We start from the raw sequence: 18,762 nt of genomic DNA on the forward strand, positions 1-18,762 counted from the left end.
TGACTCTTTACACCTTCTCATTTATACTCATCAGGTATTTCTTTGGCGTTGTACCAAATTTTTTCTTGAAGGCAGCAATAAAGTGGCTTGAGGTGCTGTAGCCTATTTTAAGTCCTACCTCATTTACATTATATGATCCACTGTCCAGCAGCTTGCGGGCATAGTCCATTTTGTAATCAAACAAGAAACTGTATACGCTATCACCATATATTTGGCGGAAGCCCATTTTTAGTTTCTTAAGGTTTATCCCTACCTGATCGGCCAGTTCCTGCAATCCCGGTGGTTCGGCCATATTAGCAATAACGATATCTTTTGCTTTACGGATCTTTATTACGTTTTCTTCATCTACCAGGAACGGGCATGATTCTGTATTGGTATCTTCGGCACGGTTAAAATAAAGGCTCAGCAATTCGTAGATCTTACCTTTAAAATACAGTTTTTTAATGGACTGATGCAGGTTAAAATGGAACAGCTGACTTAAAACCACAGCCATAGACGGATTTATCTTTTCGTCTTTATAATATTTCTTATCGATATTATTTTCACTCAGAAACGGAATATGGTCGGCTTGCTCAGAAAAGAATCCGTGGAATTTTTTAATTGAGATCAACACCGAAATTACCCAACTGTGCGGAGCGATTTCTAAGTGTACGGGAAGCTCTTTTTGCGGGTTGTATAAAAACAGGGATACCTCCTCACGAAGGTCTAGCGCATAACGCCCCTGATTGAATATAAACTTGGCTCTCCCCTTTATACCAAAGTGAAATTGTATAAGATCTACATCTACTTCACGTTCAAAATGAGTGGTTTCGTCGCTGTCGTTTTGGAAACGCAATACGATAAAATCGTCATCTATTTTTATTTCCTCATGAGCACCCATAGCGGTATTTTTTTTACTGCCATTGCAAAACTTCGCCACCTCTTTATTTAGAATTATTCTAAACTAAATTTTTGCAATGTGCTGATTTCATTGCAAAAATAGGTTATTTCGACATAAAAAAGCATTTTCGTGCCAAAATATCCGACAGCGATATAAATAGACCTTACAGCGTTACTTTTTAAAAGTTGTTGCCACTACTTTTGTAGAACTTTTAGGAAAGTGAGCACTATGGAGAACAATAACATATCGAAGCATCTGTACTTTTATGCAGTAGGATTAAGTTACAAGAAAGCCGATGCCGAGATAAGAGGGAAATTCAGCTTAGGTACAGAAGGCAAAACAAGCCTGCTGGAACAAGCAAAACAAGAAGGTATTACAAGCCTTATTGTTACCTCTACCTGTAACAGGACAGAGATTTATGGCTTTGCTGAACACCCATTTCAGCTTATTAAATTACTTTGCGATAACAGCCAGGGCACGGTTGAAGAATTTCAGCGCGTTGCTTTTGTTTATAAAAACTCTGAAGCTATAAACCACATTTTTCGTGTAGGTACAGGTTTAGACAGCCAGATACTTGGTGACTTCGAAATTATCAGCCAGATAAAAAACAGCTTTAACGAATCTAAATCTTTTGGCCTTGCCAATGCATTTATAGAACGACTTGTAAACAGCGTTATCCAGGCAAGTAAAAAAGTAAAGAACGAAACAGAGCTTAGCTCTGGAGCAACATCAGTATCATTTGCATCGGTACAATATATAATGAACAATATAAGCGATGTTCAAAACAAGAACATCCTTCTTTTTGGTACAGGAAAAATAGGCAGAAATACCTGCGAGAATCTTGTAAAACACACCAAAAATGATCATATTACCCTAATAAACCGTACCCGCGAAAAAGCTGAGAAAGTTGCAGGGAAATTTAACCTTATCGTTAAAGACTATGATGTGCTTCCGTTGGAGATACCTAAAGCCGACGTGCTTGTGGTTGCTACCGGTGCACAGCTGCCAACTATAGATAAAGACATACTGACTACCAATAAGCCATTACTAATACTGGATCTTTCTATCCCTAAAAATGTACACGATAATGTTAAGGATATACAAGGCATTACCGTAGTTCATCTGGACGACCTTTCCAAAATTACCGACAGCACTCTTGAAAACAGGAGGAAACACATTCCTGCTGCCGAAGCAATTATTGAAGAGGTAATGGAAGAATTTATCGAATGGACAACCGTTCGCAAATTTGCTCCTACTATCAATGCGCTAAAGGAAAAGCTGAACGCGATAAAAGATACAGAGCTTAATTTTCAACGCAAAAAAATAAGTAATTTTGATGAAGAGCAGGCCGAAATTATCAGCAAGCGAATTATCCATAAAATTACAACCCATTTTGCCAATCATTTGAAAGACCGCGATACCATGGTTGATGAAAGCATCGAATGGATCGAAAAAGTATTTCAAATTGAAGCTTCATCGAAATGAATAAAACTATAAGAATTGGTACCCGCGACAGCGAACTTGCACTTTGGCAGGCTCACACTGTAGAAAGAAAACTGAACGAATTAGGGTACAAAACAGAAATTGTTGCCGTAAAATCTACCGGCGACCTTATTCTTAATGTCCCATTATACGAGTTAGGTATTACCGGTATTTTTACTAAAACACTTGACGTTGCGATGATAAAAGGTGATGTCGATATTGCTGTGCATTCTATGAAAGATGTACCTACTGCCCTACCAAAAGGCATAGTGCAGGCAGCAGTTTTAGAGCGTGCTAACGTAAACGATATTTTGGTACACAAAGGCAGTCTTGACTTTTTATATGATGCCGGAACTATTGCTACGGGAAGCCTTCGCCGACAGGCACAATGGCTGCACCGTTACCCTAACCATAACGTGACCGACATTCGCGGTAATGTGAACACCCGTTTACAAAAACTTAAAGACAACGACTGGAACGGAGCTGTTTTTGCCGCTGCCGGACTGGAGCGCATTAACCTGCTTCCTGAAAATCATATAGAACTGGACTGGATGATACCTGCACCTGCACAAGGCGCAATGGTGGTTGTAGCTATGGAAGACGATACATTTTGTCTTGAGGCTCTCGCACAATTAAATCATCCGGAAAGTGAAACCTGTACAACTATTGAACGTCAGTTTCTTAAAACCCTGGAAGGCGGGTGTACTGCTCCTATAGGTGCACTGGCTACTTTTATTGAAGGTAAGATCCGTTTTGAAGGCGTGTTATTATCTATAGATGGTAAAGAACGTATCCACCTTGAAAAAGTAATCGATGCTGATGAAGACCACACCAGATTTGGCAACAATTGTGCTAATGAAGTACTGCAAAATGGCGGAACGGAACTGATGGAGAAAATAAGGACACAATTGAAAAAATAATATGGAGGTTATCCGTATACTTTCTACTAAAAAACTGTTAGTTAATCAAAAGCAGTACCTGCTCAATGCAGGGCTTTCGGTCCTTGAAGCCGATTTTATAGGGATAGAACATGTAGCCTTTAACCTCAGCACTACACGCCAAAATTTACTATTTACAAGCCAGAATGCTGTAAAGAGTTTCCTTGAAAACAAAGAAAACAGTAACTATAAAAACCATGCTGTTTTTTGCGTAGGCAGTAAAACAAAAGAGGCTATAGAAACTGCCGGATTCAACGTTATTGCCTGTACAGATTATGCATCAGACCTGGTAGAGATCATAACCAAAGATCACCGCAGCGAAAGCTTTGCCTTCTTTGCAGGAAACCTTAGAAAAAACACACTGCCGGATGCATTTGCAAATGCCGGAATTGTATTTGACGAAATAAGGGCATACAAAACACTCTTAACGCCACATAAAATAAATTCGAACATAAACGGTATACTTTTTTTTAGTCCGTCAGGCATTGAGAGTTATTTAAAAGAAAACCAGATTACAACCGAAACCTGTTTTTGCATTGGTACAACCACTGCTGAAGAACTTAAAGGCATAACCGAAAATATTGTGATTGCCAATAAACAAACGGTAGAAAATGTAATAATACAGTGTATTAATTATTATAAAGAGATTATTTAAAACAGCGCTGTCATATTGGGCGCAGCTCAGCGGAGGTGATTTCTCCTTCGCCAAAATGACAGAAAGCATTATAACATAAAACATGAGCATAAAAAACGACCTATTCTTAAAAGCACTTCGCAACGAAACAGTAGAAAGACCACCGGTATGGATGATGCGTCAGGCAGGAAGGTATTTACCCGAATTTATCGCTTTGCGTGATAAATATGATTTCTTTACCCGCTGCCAGACTCCTGAGCTTGCTGCCGAAATTACCGTACAGCCTATTCGTATTGTAAAGCCGGATGCTGCTATCCTGTTTTCAGACATATTAGTAGTACCACAAGCTATGGGCATCGAAGTGTTGATGAAAGAGAATATTGGCCCGTTTTTACCTAATCCTATCCGTACCATTCAGGATGTAGAAAAAGTACGTGTTCCGGATATTCACGAAACACTTGGTTATGTAATGGATGCCATTAAACTAACCAAAGAAATGCTGAATGACGAAGTACCGTTAATTGGTTTCGCAGGTTCACCTTGGACAATCTTCTGTTATGCGGTTGAAGGAAAAGGCTCTAAAAGCTTTGATATTGCAAAAGGTTTTTGCTTTTCGCAGCCGGAAGCGGCACACGTATTACTTCAAAAAATTACCGATACTACAATAGCCTATCTTAAAGAAAAAGTAAAGGCAGGGGTTAACGCTGTACAGATATTTGACAGCTGGGGTGGTATGTTGTCTCCGGTAGATTATCAGGAATTCTCATGGAAATACATGAACCAGATCGTTGAGGCATTGGCTCCAGAAACTCACGTTATCGTGTTTGGAAAAGGATGCTGGTTTGCATTGGGTGAAATGGCACAAAGTAAAGCATCTGCATTGGGTGTAGACTGGACATGTTCTGCACGTAATGCACGTTACCTTTCTGGTGGAAAAATAACACTTCAGGGTAATTTCGACCCGTCAAGGTTATTATCTCCAATACCGGTTATTAAAAAGATGGTACACCAGATGATCGATGAATTTGGAAAAGACAACTACATCGTAAACCTTGGCCATGGTATTTTACCACATATTCCGGTAGACCATGCCAAAGCATTTATAGAAGCAGTGAAAGAATATAAATCGTAATTTAGTGACGGTAACAGTCGGTAGTTAAACTGCCGGTTGTGTACTGGTCACTTTAATTACTATTTACTAAATACTTAAATTATGCCGCTAAGTTTAGGATTACGGGACGAAGAAAACGAAAGGATAAACAACGTCCTTAACAAACTAATGGAACTTACTTTTGTTCCTGACGGCTGGCTGGCGAATGATGCTGAATCGTTGCTGACCCAACTGGGACTATCTACAGAAAGCCTTGAAAAAATGACTGACAGCGAGCTGAAGGAGCACGTAACCAAAATGCATTTTGACTGGGCTAACATGGAACGTCTTGCTGATATGCTGGCGGTTAATCCTGCTTTTAAAGAGAAAGCCCTATCTTTATATAGTTTCATTCAAACGGAAAGTAAAATATTTTCGTTTGATATATTTAATAAGATTAACGCTTTAAGTAAATGATTCCGAAAGTGAAATTTACTTTGGGCTGTTAAATTCAGATTATAAAAAATGAAGGATAAATTTTATCAATACATACAACAATTACAGGATACGATAACGTCTAAACTGGAAGCCGTAGATGGCAAAGCTACGTTTCGCGAAGACATATGGAAACGCACTGAGGGCGGCGGAGGACGTACCCGCGTTATAGAAAATGGCGGCGTTTTTGAAAAAGGCGGTGTAAACATTTCTGCAGTACATGGTGCTCTGCCTAAAGCCATGCAAACCTATTTTAATGTAGATGATGTGGATTTTTTTGCCTGCGGTTTAAGCTTGGTGCTTCACCCTACCAATCCGTTTGTACCCACAGTACATGCTAACTGGAGGTATTTTGAAATGTATGATAAAGAAGGTAATACAATAAACAGCTGGTTTGGCGGCGGGCAGGATCTTACTCCTTACTACTTGTTTGAAGAAGATGCAAAACATTTTCATCAGACCTGTAAAACAGCCTGCGATAAACATAATCCGGAGTTCTACTCAAAATTTAAAGCACAGTGTGACGAATACTTTTGGAACACACACCGTGACGAAGCCCGTGGCATAGGCGGATTGTTTTTTGACCATTGCAAAGCCACCAACGATTGCTCTATGGAACAATGGTATAATTTTGTTACCGAAGTTGGCAACAGCTTCCTTGAAGCTTATGTACCAATAGTGGAACGTAGAAAAGATATATCCTGGACTGCAGAAAACAGAACATGGCAGGAAATTCGCCGTGGCCGTTATGTAGAATTCAATTTAGTTCATGATAAAGGTACGCTTTTTGGGCTGAAAACAAACGGAAGAATGGAGAGCATCCTGATGAGCTTACCGCCACACGTGCAGTGGGTATATGACCATCATCCGGAAGTAGGTAGCGAAGAAGAACGACTAATTAAAGTATTAACCAATCCTATAAATTGGCTATAATTAAAAAAATATCGTTTTTATTATTATTTGGCGGCAGCTGCTTCGCGCAGACTGACAGCATAAGCAATCTGTATCATAAAAAGTACGACGACAAAATATCCGTTCAGGTATTTGCCCTTAATACATCTAATAGTTTTACGATACAGTATGCCAAAGAAAAACTGGATGTTGAAATGCTGCCCAATCTAAAAACAACCTTTAACCTTGGTGTTCAATACGACATCATTGCCTTTAGTTTTGGTTTCGCATCTGAGATACTTGCCGAAAACAAAGACAACAAAGGAGCGAAGATGAGAACATTCTCATTTACGGCACTTCCCGGCAGATGGATGCAGCGTGTAGACTACTATTATCAAAAAGGAATAACGCTAAAGAGCCCCGAAAACAGTGTTTATTTCCAAAGGCTTAAAACCTTGAAACTGGGAGGTAATACCTCTTATTTTTTCAACAAACGATTTTCGTATGCTGCAACATCATTCCAAAATGCCAAACAGCTTAAAAGTGCGGGTACTTTTGCAGCCATGCTTTCCTATTATTATACCGAAATAAACGGCGAAAACGAACCTGACATAGGTGAAAACTCCTATTTTTTTAATGTAGCCCTATCGCCTACATACTATTATAACTGGGTGATTGGTAAAAATTTCCTGGTCTCCGGAGGCTTTTCATTTGGAGCAGGTGCTACAGTAAACACATCAGAACACAAATCGAGTACCATTGCCATGGTTCAGGCATCTAGTCTTGTATCATTAGGTTATAATTCCGATCGTTTTTACGGTGGTATCAACAATAAAATACTCGTATCCTCTCACGAGGAAACCTCTAATGTAACTATAGACGACACTATGAATTACAGCACCATTTTTGTAGGCTACCGTTTTGATGCACCATCTTTTTTAGAAAGAGAAAAACAACGAATAAAGAAACATTTTTAAGAATACAAATTATATATACCATAGTCTGACTTTAAACATAACCGACTATCTCACAAAAATTACCATTATGTATCCAATACACAGAAACAGACGACTACGCACTAACGATTCTATTCGCTCACTGGTTCGTGAAACAACAATAAGCCCTAACGATTTTATGTTCCCAATGTTCATTGCAGAAGGAACGAATGTTGAAATCCCAATTCCGTCTATGCCGGGTATCTTCCGCCGATCTGTAGACCTTACCGTTAAAGAAGTAAAAGAACTTTGGAGCCTTGGTATTAAGGCAGTAAACATTTATGTAAAAGTAGACGACAAGCTAAAAGACAATACCGGTAAAGAAGCTTGGAACCCTAACGGATTGATGCAGCAGGCAATTAAAGCCATTAAAGATGCTGTCCCGGGAATGATCGTAATGCCCGATGTTGCTCTTGATCCTTATTCTGTTTATGGTCATGATGGTATTGTAGAAAATGGTGAGATCATTAACGATGCTACTGTAGATGCACTTACTCTTATGAGTGTTAGCCATGCTGCTGCCGGTGCCGATTTTGTAGCGCCAAGCGATATGATGGATGGACGTGTGCTTGCTATCCGTAAAGCGCTTGAAGAAAGTGGTTACCACAATGTGGGCATTATGAGTTACAGCGCCAAGTATGCTTCTTCTTTTTACGGACCTTTCCGAGATGCGCTAGACAGTGCTCCCGGCTTTGGTGACAAGAAGACCTACCAAATGGATTATGCCAATAGAATTGAAGCTATAAAAGAAGCTCTGGATGATGTTGCAGAAGGTGCAGATATTGTAATGGTAAAACCGGGAATTGCTTACCTGGATATTGTTCGTGAAGTAAAAAATGCGGTAAACGTACCGGTATCAGTATATCAGGTATCAGGTGAATATGCAATGGTAAAAGCGGCTGCAGAAAGAGGATGGCTGGATCACGACAAGATCATGATAGAGCAATTGCATTGCATAAAAAGAGCAGGAGCCGATCTAATATCGACTTACTTTGCTAAAGAAGCGGCTATAATACTTAATAAATAATTTTGCATTTGCTTATCCCTATTATCATGCTTCGACAAGCTCAGCATGACAATGGGGCTAAGTATTACTTAGGATACAATGAAAAAACTACTTTTACTACTTACCGCTATTGCCCTTTTTTCCTGTAAGGGAGAGGAGAAAAAAGAATCACTTTACCCAACATCAGGAAATGAAGCAGCTGCCGAAGGCGACATGGCCAACCTTACTCCTTCTGAAAAAATAGGACAGGAAATTTTTGATGGTAAAGGCAATTGTTTTTCATGCCACAAACCCGACCAGAAAATAATTGGCCCGAGTGTCATCGAAATTGCAAAAATATACAAAGAGAAAAATGCCGATATGGTAAAGTTTCTTAAGGAGGAAGCTGATCCAATTGTAGATCCGAAAAACTATTCGGTAATGAAAACCAATTTCTACCTTACCAAGAACTTCTCTGATGAAGAGCTAAAAGGTCTTGAAGATTATTTTTACAGCCACTTGAAAAAGTAATTTTAGTGGGTCAAAACTTGTCAGTCTGAGCTTGTCGAAGTGTAATTATTATCGTCTTCGACAAGCTCAGACTGACAATAAAAACCACTTTTTCATTCTTTAATTACCAGTTTGAATCCAATTCGCGGGATGTTCTCTATCCGGATATTTTCATCTTCTTTAAAGATCTTTCGCAGTCGGGAAATAAAAACATCCATACTGCGACCCATAAAATAATCATCGGTGCCCCATAGTGCGGTTAATATGGTTTCGCGTTTTAGTATATTGTTTTTATTGTCTAAAAACAGTTTTAGTAATGCCGATTCTCTTTCGGTAAGTGTAATAGTCTCCCCATTTTTCATAAGAGCATAATTTGCCGGATCAAACACAAAAGTGCCTACATCGCATGTTGTCTTTTTAACCGCTGGCTGCTTCTGACTTCGCTGCAGGAATACTTCTATCTTTAAGATAAGTTCTTCCATACTATAGGGTTTTACCAAATAATCATCAGCACCAAGCTTAAGTCCTTTTATACGATCTTCTTTTAGTGTTTTTGCAGATAGGAAGATAATTGGCACGGCAACATTGCGTTCGCGTATGGCGGTAGCCAATTCAAATCCGTCCATTAATGGTAGCATAACGTCGAGTATACAAAGATCGAACTCTTCTGTCTTAAAAGCCTCAAACGCTTCGGCACCATTAGCAAAATGCATTACATCATAGTATTGCTCCAGGTTATCGGCGGTTAAAAAAGCCAAGGTAGTATCGTCTTCTACATAGAGTATTTTTTTTCGGCTCATACAAGGTTGCTTTTAGGAATGTGAAGGGTAATCATTATGCCTTTATCGGCATTATTTTCTATGCTTATCTTCCACCCGTGAAGTTCGCATATCTTTTTCACATAAAAAAGTCCTATACCAAATCCTTCAATTTCGTTTGTGTTTTGCCTTGGCACACGGTAAAAACGATCGAATACATATTCTAAATGTTCACTTGGAATACCGGGACCAGTATCTTTAAACTGAAGTGCTAAACCTTTACCTTCTTCCTTAATGTTAATTAATACCTTAGGAGTATCTGTACCGTATTTAACGGCATTCTCTACAATATTATAAGCAATGTTGTACACATGGAATTCATCGGCCTTAATACTGTAATTCTCTTTACCGGTTTGTAATGTTACAACAGCATTTTCGAACTTGAGTGATATATTTTCTCTTACCAGTTCCAGCGTTTCTACTACATTAAAAGGCTTCTTTTCGAGAGCAATTACACTCGACTCTGTTTTGGCAACCGATAATATTCTCTCTATATGCTGGTTGAGTTTATTACTCTGCTCAATTATAATCTTAAGGTATTTACTAAGCTTAGGGTTACCTTCTATAGCTTCCTGTTTCACTGCATAGTTAGAAGCGATAAGTATAGACGATAGTGGTGTCTTGAACTCATGCGTCATATTATTGATGAAGTCTTTTTGAAGCTCTGTATATTTTTTTTGTTTAAGTAAGAGTAAAACCGAATATACATAAATAACGAGCACTAGTAAAAGCACCCCCGTGTAGATCCAGTATTGCTGCAGTGAAGTAATATAACTGTGACGCAATTGCGGGAAACGAACGGCAAAGTAATACACCAATCCTTCTCGTTTAGAAAAGCATTTTTCACATTTTAGCTTATCGGCTTTTGCCTCACGTCCCTGTGCTGTAACATATTCCCCATAAACCATCTCGTCTGACTTGCAATTGTAAATGGCATATTCATAATCCATATCGAGCTTTACCTTTTGAAATTCACTATGAAGATAGTATTCCAAAATTTCAGCCTCAAAAACATCATCAACATTGACTACATAATAATCTTCAGATACTTTTTTGATCGGGCTGGCGTTGGGCAGTTCATTATTATTATCCCTGTAAATTTTATTTACAACATCCTGCAGCGCAAAATGAATTTTCTCACCCAGCTCTTTCTTCTCAAACATATAGGCCTCGTTGAGCATGACCAATTGCATGGTAAGCACACCAACAATAGCCAGGAGTCCTATAAGCACAATTATATTTAATCTGTTGAATTTCAAATTAGGAAGGTTATTCATGAACCGATTAAGCTCTTTCTTTACAGGCATTTACTATTGTTTATTTTATTCAAAAATAGACAATAAAGAATATCAGATTATAAAATTAATGATGCCACACCACAAAAGACACTAATACACAGTACGTTAACATGTCATTAACAATACTTTAAAAACGATTAACAAATAATTGATTTGAAGTAAATATATTTGTGATAGTAAACTAAAAAAAAGTAATAACCAATATTAATAATTTACCATTATGAAAACTTTAAAATTATCTGCTCTTGCTCTTGTAGGTGCTTTCTTTTTTATCTCTCAGGGAGCTTCTGCTCAACAAACTGCTAAAAAAGTAGTAGCTAAAGACGCTAAGGCTGTTTCACAAAAAATCGAACCTAAAGCTGCTGCTACAGTTGATGCTGCTAAAAACATGGCTCCATCTGGAATTACATGGAAAGATGATACTCACAACTTTAACGATATCGAAAAAGGAAAACCTGTATCTCACGATTTCACTTTTAAGAACACCACAAAACAAACTGTACTTCTTACAGATGTAAAAGCTTCTTGCGGATGTACAGCTACAAACTATACTAAAACACCTATTAAACCAGGAGAATCTGGAAGTGTAACAGCTACTTTTAATGCTGCAAGCCCAGGTAGTTTTTCTAAAAACATTACTGTAACAACTAACGACAGCGACGTGAAAAAAATACTTACTATTAAAGGTAAAGTATTAACTCCGGCTTCTGAAGCTACTCCTGCTACACAACAATAATATCCTTATACAAGGTTAATTATAGAGCCATCACATTGTTGATGGCTTTTTTATTTTACAAAATGTAAAGTTTATTTGTCATATTGGAAATTTTACTTTACATTCGTTGTAACTTTAAAATCAATCATCATGAAAACGAATTATTTATTTCCGCACAGGCTTAAATCAATTAGCGGAGTGCTTTTCATTATTAGTTTTATAACACTCGTGGTTTTTTACAGTGTTCCAGAACTTAACGAATTACAATTAAATGCTACGGTTTTTGCCATTATCGCTGATGCTGACAATGGTAAAATTTTTAATGGCATTACATTTTTTGGATGTATTGAAAATTCTATAGCAGATGAACTGCTTGTGCTTATTGTTTTAACCAGTGGTATTATATATGCCTTTTCTAAAGAAAAAAATGAAGACGAGATGGTAGCCTCTATAAGGCTTCAAAGTCTTGCTTGGGCAACCATTATAAATTATGCTCTAATACTGCTATCCTATCTGTTTGTATATGGCTTTATTTTTCTAAATGTATTGATGGCTGTGATGTTCTCGCAACTGCTTATCTTTATCCTCCTGTTCCGCTTTAAAATGTTTCGTTTTTATAATTCCCACCAAGATGAAGAATAATGTAAAAGTACAGCGCGCCATACACAACCTTACCCAACAGGATCTTGCTGGACGTATAGGTGTGAGCCGCCAGACCATTAATGCTCTCGAGGCAGGAAAATATGTACCCTCAACCGTATTAGCACTAAAACTGGCAAAACTTTTTGAGAAAGATGTAACCGAGATCTTTGAACTTGAACCTACCGATTAATTAATAACCGATATGATTTCCCTCCCTGTAGAGGGAAATTTTTTTAATAACTATACTTACCTTTACTATTCAATTCCATTTCAATGCAAGAGGCTTTTATAAAATCACCCGTAGGCATTACCATTATTAAAGGTGATGAAGAAGGCATATCTGAAATTTCAGTGCTCAATGAAGATATTCCTATGCCGGATGCAATCCCTGACGAATTGAAGACTGCCGTACAGCAGCTCCAGGAGTATTTTGACGGAAACCGCACTGTGTTTGATTTTAAAATGAATCCAAAAGGCACTGACTTCCAAAAGAAAGTATGGAAAGCCCTATTGGAAATTCCGTTTGGCACAACTACATCCTATCAGGCACTATCTATAAAGCTAGGCGATGTAAAAGCCATCCGTGCTGTTGCTTCCGCCAATGGCAAAAATCCGTTATGGATCGTTGTTCCATGCCACAGGGTAATAGGATCTGACGGATCATTAACAGGATATGCAGGTGGATTGTGGCGCAAAAAATGGCTTCTGGAACACGAAACTCCGCCTATACAGCAAAGTTTGTTTTAATCTCAAAGAATACCTGATGATACTTCTGTAAATAATTTTTACGTAAATTCGTTTTACTAGTGTCTTAACCCGCAATTATGAAAAAATTCCTGCTTTGGCTTATCGGTATTCTTGCAGCCGTAGTTTTACTGCTCTACATTTTTAATGTCGATTATTTAATTAAAGCTGTACGTGTGGTATACCTGCATGGTAAAACCACTGCCTACCTAAGTGATTATACCCACTTTGACAACCGCGTTGTCAAAAAAGGCACCGGGCAGCCATGGGCCTTGCATAAAGAGTACAATAAAATTAAAGCGACCGCAAGGCTTAATGAGGTGAATAAAGAGCTTAGTACTGTTGCTTACCTTATTATTAAAAATGACAGCATTTGGCACGAAAGCTATTTTGACGGTTATGGAAAAGATTCTAAATCGAACTCTTTTTCTATGGCGAAAAGCATCGTTTCTGCTGCTATGTTTAAAGCAATTGAAGAAGGAAAAATAAAAAGCCTGGATCAAAAAGTATCTGATTATTTCCCGGAGTTTGGAAAAGGTAAAGCAGCACAGCTTACTGTAGGCGATCTGTCTTCTATGGCAACAGGACTGGATTGGGATGAAGAATACAGCAGTGCATTTTCTATAACTACACGCGCTTATTTTGGTGATGAGCTGGAAAAAACCATGCTGAATATAGCCGTAACCAAAGAACCCGGTAAAGAATTTAAATATGTGAGCGGTGCTACAGAACTGCTTGCTATGGTTGTTGTAAAAGCAACAGGAGAACATTTATCTGATTATGTTTCTAAGCACTTCTGGCAGCCTATGGGTGCCGAGAATGATGCCTTATGGCAGCTGGATCATCCGGATGGGATTGAGAAAGCTTTTTGCTGTTTTGCCAGCAATGCACGCGATTTTGCACGTTTTGGTAAATTATTCAAACACAATGGCGACTGGAACGGTAAAAAATTACTGGACAGCACAGCTGTGCAAAAAATGGTTACTCCCCGCTTTCCTTCATCACCACAGTATGGTTATGGCTGGTGGCTTAATAATTACCTTGGCAAAAAAATGTACTACATGCGTGGTCACTTGGGCCAGTTTGTAATTGTAATCCCCGAAGATGCTATTGTAATTGTAAGACTGGGCGACATTAAAGGACTCCAAACAAAAAAAGACCCGCACAGCAACGACTTTTATGTATATGTAGATGAAGCCTACAAAATGATGGGGCTGATGAAACCTGAAGATGGAGAAGGTAATAAAAGGGCAATGAAATAAATACTATGATTGAAAAGATAAACCTCGAAAATGTACTTTTCCTGGATATTGAAACCGTTCCCGAGCAGGAAAACTTTACCCTTCTGGACGAAGAAACCAAACTGCTATATGACCTTAAAACACAATACCAGCGCAAAGACGGGCAATCGCCCGATGAATTCTATGAACGTGCCGGCATTTGGGCTGAGTTTGGTAAGATCATATGCCTATCAGTAGGATATTTTACCTTTAAGGGCGATATCCGCCACTTTAGGGTAACCTCTTTTCATGGTGATGAAATCAAGATCTTAAAGGATTTCAATAACCTGCTTAACAATCATTTCAATCAACCGCAACATATATTATGCGGACACAATGCTAAGGAATTCGACTTTCCATTCATGGCACGCCGCATGATCATTAACAACATTGCCATACCACCCAAACTAAATCTTTTTGGTAAAAAACCATGGGAAGTACCTCATATTGATACTATGGAATTATGGAAGTTTGGCGATTTTAAAAGCTATACTTCCTTAAGACTGCTTACTAAGATATTAGGCATCCCTTCGCCAAAAGGCGATATCGACGGCAGTCAGGTAGGCCATGTATATTATGTAGAGAAAGACATTGACCGTATTGTTACCTACTGTGAAAAAGATGTTATTGCTGTGGCACAGATACTCCTGCGCATGCGTCGTGAAGATTTGCTTATTGATGAAGAGATCATTCATGTATGAGGTGGAAAAGTTTGGAAATAGGGAAGTCCGATGTTACCCACAATTAAAAATCGTACTTTTACGGCATGAAAGATTTTCCCAATTTATACGTAGCACAAATAGACAATAAAGTAGTTGTTTTTGGCTCCAACCTAAAGGATTTTATAATCTCGTTAAACAGCGTGGTAAAAAATCTAAAACCCTATATGTTTTACTACAGGGCATTTAAAAAAATTGACTACATGGAGCACGTTGCTGCCGATGGCCGTAAATTTTATTTACAGCGTGTACTTTAATTTCAGGACAAAAGAAAGAACACTATTTTTATCCTCATGAATAACCCACTACTGCACATAGACCATGTAACCATATCTGCCAGAAAAGAAGGACAATGGATACCTATTGTAAAAAACAGTTCGTTTACCCTCAATCAAAATGAGATACTGGGCATAGTGGGCGAATCGGGTTCTGGGAAATCGGTTACTTCACTGGCTGTAATGGGATTATTGCCCAAAGGGATCTTAGAAATTACCTCCGGAAAAATAGAGTTTGATGGAAAGGATATTTCGGCCATGAGCCAAAAAGAACTCCGCAATTTGCGAGGTAATGATATTGCCATGATATTCCAGGAGCCTATGAGTTCCTTAAACCCATCACTAAAATGTGGGGTTCAGGTAGAGGAGATCCTGATGGAACACACCTCATTATCCAAGGCAGCAATAAAAGCAACGGTGCTTTCGCTTTTCGAAAAAGTAAAGTTGCCTAACCCGGATAAGATCTACAACCGCTACCCTCACGAAATTTCGGGCGGACAAAAACAGCGTGTTATGATCGCTATGGCTATTGGCTGCAAACCCAAAATACTCATTGCTGATGAACCCACTACAGCACTCGATGTAACGGTTCAGAAAGAAATTATATTGCTGCTAAAAGAATTACAGCAGGAAACCAAAATGAGTATCCTGTTCATATCGCATGACTTGTCATTAGTCTCCGAAATTGCAAACAGAGTACTTGTTATGTACCGTGGCGAAATTGTAGAACAGGGCGAATCTGCAGCAATTTTTGCGAACCCGCACAACACCTATACCAAAGCACTTATAAGCTCACGACCATCATTGGATGTACGCCTTAAAAGACTGCCTACCATTAAGGACTACCTCGAAAATACGGTAAACACTGAAGAAGTAACTCCGCAACAGAGAGAAATACGGCTTGAAAAACTCTACAGTCAAACACCATTACTGGAGGTTATTAATGTCGAAAAAGAATATATTTCTTCTGCCGGGTTGTTTGGTAAAGAGATAAAATTCAAAGCGGTAGATGATGTAAGTTTTAAAATATACGAAGGCGAAACCCTTGGTTTGGTTGGAGAATCAGGCTGTGGTAAATCGACCCTAGGTAACGCTATATTACAACTCGACAAAGCAACTTCCGGAAGCATATTATATCGCGGTGTAGACCTTACCAAACTTTCAGCTAAAGAAATAAGGGAACTTCGCAAAGAGATACAGATCATTTTTCAGGATCCCTATTCATCGCTTAACCCACGTATAACCGTAGGTAAAGCTATTATGGAACCAATGCAGGTACATAAGCTGCATAAAAATGATAAAGAGCGTCACGAAAAGACAATTGAAATACTAAACCGTGTAGGGTTAGGCGAAGAACACTTTAACCGCTACCCTCACGAGTTTTCAGGAGGCCAGAGGCAGCGAATTGGTATTGCCCGGACCATTGCCCTCCAGCCTAAACTTATTGTATGTGATGAATCGGTTTCAGCGCTGGATATTTCGGTACAGGCACAGGTGCTTAACCTGCTTAACGAATTAAAAGAAAATTTTGGCTTTACCTATATTTTCATCTCACACGATCTTGCTGTAGTGAAGTACATGAGCGACCAGGTATTGGTTATGAACAAAGGAAAGATCGAAGAAATGAATGAAGCCGATGCTTTATATGCGCATCCGCAGAAAGAATATACCAAGAAACTAATTGACGCAATACCGAAGAGTTAGCCTCAACTTGGATGTCTAAGACTAGTATAGGAAGCTTATACATTGGTAAACAAACATAATCGATTCTTTGAAGTTAGAGTTCACAACCTGCAAGGTTTCTAAAACCTTGTAGGATATAGGGAACCGAACAACTACATGATATAATAAATTACTTCATCATTACTCTTATCAATAGCGATACCATGAAACAAAAAGCCCCTTCAATTGAAAGGGCTTTTTAGTATATATAAACTACAGATCAGTCAATGATCATTTCCGGAATGTCTCCTTCAATGATAAGATTACCTTCGGTAGCGTTTTTAATATCTTCTACTGTTACACCAGGAGCGCGCTCTAATAACTTAAATCCTTCCGGTACAATTTCCAGTACAGCAAGTTCTGTTACTACTTTCTTAACGCAGCCTACACCTGTTAAAGGCAGTGAACAGCGTTTTAAAAGTTTAGATTCTCCTGCTTTGTTTACGTGCATCATTGCTACGATAATATTCTCTGCAGATGCTACAAGGTCCATAGCACCACCCATACCTTTTACCATTTTCCCCGGAATTTTCCAGTTGGCAATATCACCGTTCTCAGATACTTCCATAGCTCCAAGAATAGTAAGGTCTACCTTTTGTGCACGTATCATTCCGAAACTCGTTGCTGAGTCAAAAAATGACGCACCCGGTAGTGTAGTGATCGTTTGCTTACCTGCATTAATAACGTCTGCATCTTCTTCTCCTTCAAACGGGAACGGACCCATGCCCAATACACCATTCTCACTTTGGAATTCTACAGAGATATCATGTCTAACGTAGTTAGCAACAAGGGTTGGTATACCAATACCAAGGTTAACAAAGTAACCGTCTTTTACTTCTTTTGCTATCCTCTTTGCGATTTGTTCCTTACCTAGTGCCATATTAACTTCTTTGTCTTACAGTTCGTTGTTCAATTCTCTTCTCGTACTTCTCTCCCTGAAAAATTCGCTGTACGAATATCCCCGGAATATGAATCTGGTTAGGATCAAGTGTTCCTACAGGAACAAGCTCTTCTACCTCAGCAATTGTAATTTTTGCTGCTCCTGCCATACAAGCGTTAAAATTTCTTGCTGTACCTTTAAATATAAGATTTCCTGCCTCATCGCCTTTCCATGCTTTTACAATAGCAGCATCGGCTTTATAGGCTTCTTCCATAATATGCATCTTTCCGTTAAACTCACGGGCTTCCTTACCTTCGGCAACTTCAGTACCATAACCGGCAGGCGTATAAAATGCAGGAATACCAGCTTGAGCAGCACGGCATTTTTCGGCAAGTGTACCTTGTGGAGTAAGCTCTACTTCAAGTTCCCCGCTAAGCATTTGTCTTTCAAATTCTGCATTCTCACCTACATATGATGAGATCATTTTTTTTATCTGTCTTTTGTGTAACAGCAAACCAAGACCAAAATCATCAACACCGGCATTGTTAGAAATGCAGGTAAGGTCAGTAGTTCCTTTATTAACCAGTTCAGTAATACAGTTCTCCGGTATACCGCAAAGGCCAAATCCGCCAAGCATAATTGTCATGCCATCTTTTATATCGTGCAGTGCTTGTTCAACGTTTTGTACTTTTTTATTAATCATACAATAAAATTTAGTTTTCGCGGGTAAATATATAAAAAAACGCCCTCATAAAGAGGGCGTTTTGTA

Annotated in this window: 22 protein-coding genes; 17 read left to right on the plus strand and 5 right to left on the minus strand. The window is 38.7% G+C overall.

Going from position 1 to position 18,762, the window contains the following annotated elements; translation table 11 throughout:
- Positions 1-7: 7 nt before the first annotated feature.
- Complete coding sequence (locus EPI11_RS10625; RefSeq protein WP_128390086.1) at positions 8-880, minus strand: helix-turn-helix transcriptional regulator; 873 nt, start codon at positions 878-880, stop codon at positions 8-10.
- A 228-nt stretch (positions 881-1,108) separates the two neighbouring features.
- Between EPI11_RS10625 and hemA the strand changes: the two genes are divergently transcribed.
- From hemA to EPI11_RS10670, 9 genes are all read left to right on the plus strand, one after another.
- Positions 1,109-2,365, plus strand: coding sequence for a glutamyl-tRNA reductase (gene hemA, locus EPI11_RS10630; RefSeq protein WP_128389948.1), 1,257 nt, complete (start codon positions 1,109-1,111; stop codon positions 2,363-2,365).
- Entirely contained in the window at positions 2,362-3,282 is a 921-nt protein-coding gene (gene hemC / locus EPI11_RS10635; protein ID WP_128389949.1) for a hydroxymethylbilane synthase, read from the plus strand. Before hemA ends, hemC begins: the two co-directional genes overlap by 4 nt.
- Before the next feature lies 1 nt (position 3,283).
- Complete coding sequence (locus EPI11_RS10640; RefSeq protein ID WP_128389950.1) at positions 3,284-3,955, plus strand: uroporphyrinogen-III synthase; 672 nt, start codon at positions 3,284-3,286, stop codon at positions 3,953-3,955.
- An 82-nt stretch (positions 3,956-4,037) separates the two neighbouring features.
- The gene (gene hemE / locus EPI11_RS10645) at positions 4,038-5,066 is read left to right on the plus strand and encodes a uroporphyrinogen decarboxylase (RefSeq protein WP_128389951.1); all 1,029 of its coding nucleotides are present in this window, start codon (positions 4,038-4,040) and stop codon (positions 5,064-5,066) included.
- 81 nt (positions 5,067-5,147) lie between these two features.
- Complete coding sequence (locus EPI11_RS10650) at positions 5,148-5,501, plus strand: hypothetical protein (protein WP_128389952.1); 354 nt, start codon at positions 5,148-5,150, stop codon at positions 5,499-5,501.
- A 48-nt stretch (positions 5,502-5,549) separates the two neighbouring features.
- The gene (gene hemF / locus EPI11_RS10655; protein WP_128389953.1) at positions 5,550-6,452 is read left to right on the plus strand and encodes an oxygen-dependent coproporphyrinogen oxidase; all 903 of its coding nucleotides are present in this window, start codon (positions 5,550-5,552) and stop codon (positions 6,450-6,452) included.
- A complete protein-coding gene (locus EPI11_RS10660) occupies positions 6,443-7,387 on the plus strand; it encodes a DUF4421 family protein (protein ID WP_164879155.1) in 945 nt (314 codons plus the stop codon). The genes hemF and EPI11_RS10660 overlap by 10 nt, the downstream gene beginning before the upstream one ends.
- Before the next feature lie 67 nt (positions 7,388-7,454).
- On the plus strand, positions 7,455-8,432 hold the full coding sequence (gene hemB, locus EPI11_RS10665; protein WP_128389955.1) for a porphobilinogen synthase: 978 nt from the start codon (positions 7,455-7,457) through the stop codon (positions 8,430-8,432).
- 78 nt (positions 8,433-8,510) lie between these two features.
- A complete protein-coding gene (locus EPI11_RS10670) occupies positions 8,511-8,921 on the plus strand; it encodes a c-type cytochrome (protein ID WP_128389956.1) in 411 nt (136 codons plus the stop codon).
- A 92-nt stretch (positions 8,922-9,013) separates the two neighbouring features.
- Here EPI11_RS10670 and EPI11_RS10675 read toward each other — a convergent pair whose 3' ends face one another.
- Entirely contained in the window at positions 9,014-9,700 is a 687-nt protein-coding gene (locus EPI11_RS10675) for a response regulator transcription factor (RefSeq protein WP_128389957.1), read from the minus strand.
- A complete protein-coding gene (locus EPI11_RS10680; RefSeq protein WP_128389958.1) occupies positions 9,697-11,025 on the minus strand; it encodes a sensor histidine kinase in 1,329 nt (442 codons plus the stop codon). The genes EPI11_RS10675 and EPI11_RS10680 overlap by 4 nt, the downstream gene beginning before the upstream one ends.
- A 211-nt stretch (positions 11,026-11,236) precedes the next feature.
- Between EPI11_RS10680 and EPI11_RS10685 the strand changes: the two genes are divergently transcribed.
- The 8 genes from EPI11_RS10685 to EPI11_RS10720 all read left to right on the plus strand — a co-directional run bounded on the left by EPI11_RS10685 (position 11,237) and on the right by EPI11_RS10720 (position 17,095).
- Complete coding sequence (locus EPI11_RS10685; protein ID WP_128389959.1) at positions 11,237-11,752, plus strand: DUF1573 domain-containing protein; 516 nt, start codon at positions 11,237-11,239, stop codon at positions 11,750-11,752.
- Between the two features lie 129 nt (positions 11,753-11,881).
- Complete coding sequence (locus EPI11_RS10690; protein ID WP_128389960.1) at positions 11,882-12,373, plus strand: hypothetical protein; 492 nt, start codon at positions 11,882-11,884, stop codon at positions 12,371-12,373.
- Positions 12,363-12,563 carry a helix-turn-helix transcriptional regulator gene (locus EPI11_RS10695; RefSeq protein ID WP_128389961.1) on the plus strand — a complete coding sequence of 67 codons (201 nt, stop codon included), beginning with the start codon at positions 12,363-12,365 and terminating at the stop codon, positions 12,561-12,563. The genes EPI11_RS10690 and EPI11_RS10695 overlap by 11 nt, the downstream gene beginning before the upstream one ends.
- A gap of 83 nt (positions 12,564-12,646) precedes the next feature.
- Entirely contained in the window at positions 12,647-13,120 is a 474-nt protein-coding gene (locus EPI11_RS10700) for a methylated-DNA--[protein]-cysteine S-methyltransferase (RefSeq protein WP_128389962.1), read from the plus strand.
- Positions 13,121-13,197: 77 nt separating this feature from the next.
- Complete coding sequence (locus EPI11_RS10705; protein WP_128389963.1) at positions 13,198-14,379, plus strand: serine hydrolase domain-containing protein; 1,182 nt, start codon at positions 13,198-13,200, stop codon at positions 14,377-14,379.
- Between the two features lie 5 nt (positions 14,380-14,384).
- Complete coding sequence (locus tag EPI11_RS10710; protein ID WP_128389964.1) at positions 14,385-15,098, plus strand: 3'-5' exonuclease; 714 nt, start codon at positions 14,385-14,387, stop codon at positions 15,096-15,098.
- A 65-nt stretch (positions 15,099-15,163) separates the two neighbouring features.
- Positions 15,164-15,373, plus strand: a complete 210-nt coding sequence (locus tag EPI11_RS10715; RefSeq protein ID WP_128389965.1) for a hypothetical protein — start codon at positions 15,164-15,166, stop codon at positions 15,371-15,373.
- Positions 15,374-15,409: 36 nt separating this feature from the next.
- Entirely contained in the window at positions 15,410-17,095 is a 1,686-nt protein-coding gene (locus EPI11_RS10720) for an ABC transporter ATP-binding protein (RefSeq protein ID WP_128389966.1), read from the plus strand.
- A gap of 238 nt (positions 17,096-17,333) precedes the next feature.
- On the opposite strand, the gene EPI11_RS10725 is transcribed toward EPI11_RS10720, so the two are convergent.
- Entirely contained in the window at positions 17,334-17,993 is a 660-nt protein-coding gene (locus EPI11_RS10725; protein WP_128389967.1) for a 3-oxoacid CoA-transferase subunit B, read from the minus strand.
- A 1-nt stretch (position 17,994) separates the two neighbouring features.
- Positions 17,995-18,696, minus strand: a complete 702-nt coding sequence (locus EPI11_RS10730) for a CoA transferase subunit A (RefSeq protein ID WP_128389968.1) — start codon at positions 18,694-18,696, stop codon at positions 17,995-17,997.
- Positions 18,697-18,762 lie beyond the last annotated feature (66 nt).

The sequence above is a fragment of the Flavobacterium cerinum genome (assembly GCF_004028155.1).
Classification (GTDB): Bacteria; Bacteroidota; Bacteroidia; order Flavobacteriales; family Flavobacteriaceae; genus Flavobacterium; species Flavobacterium cerinum.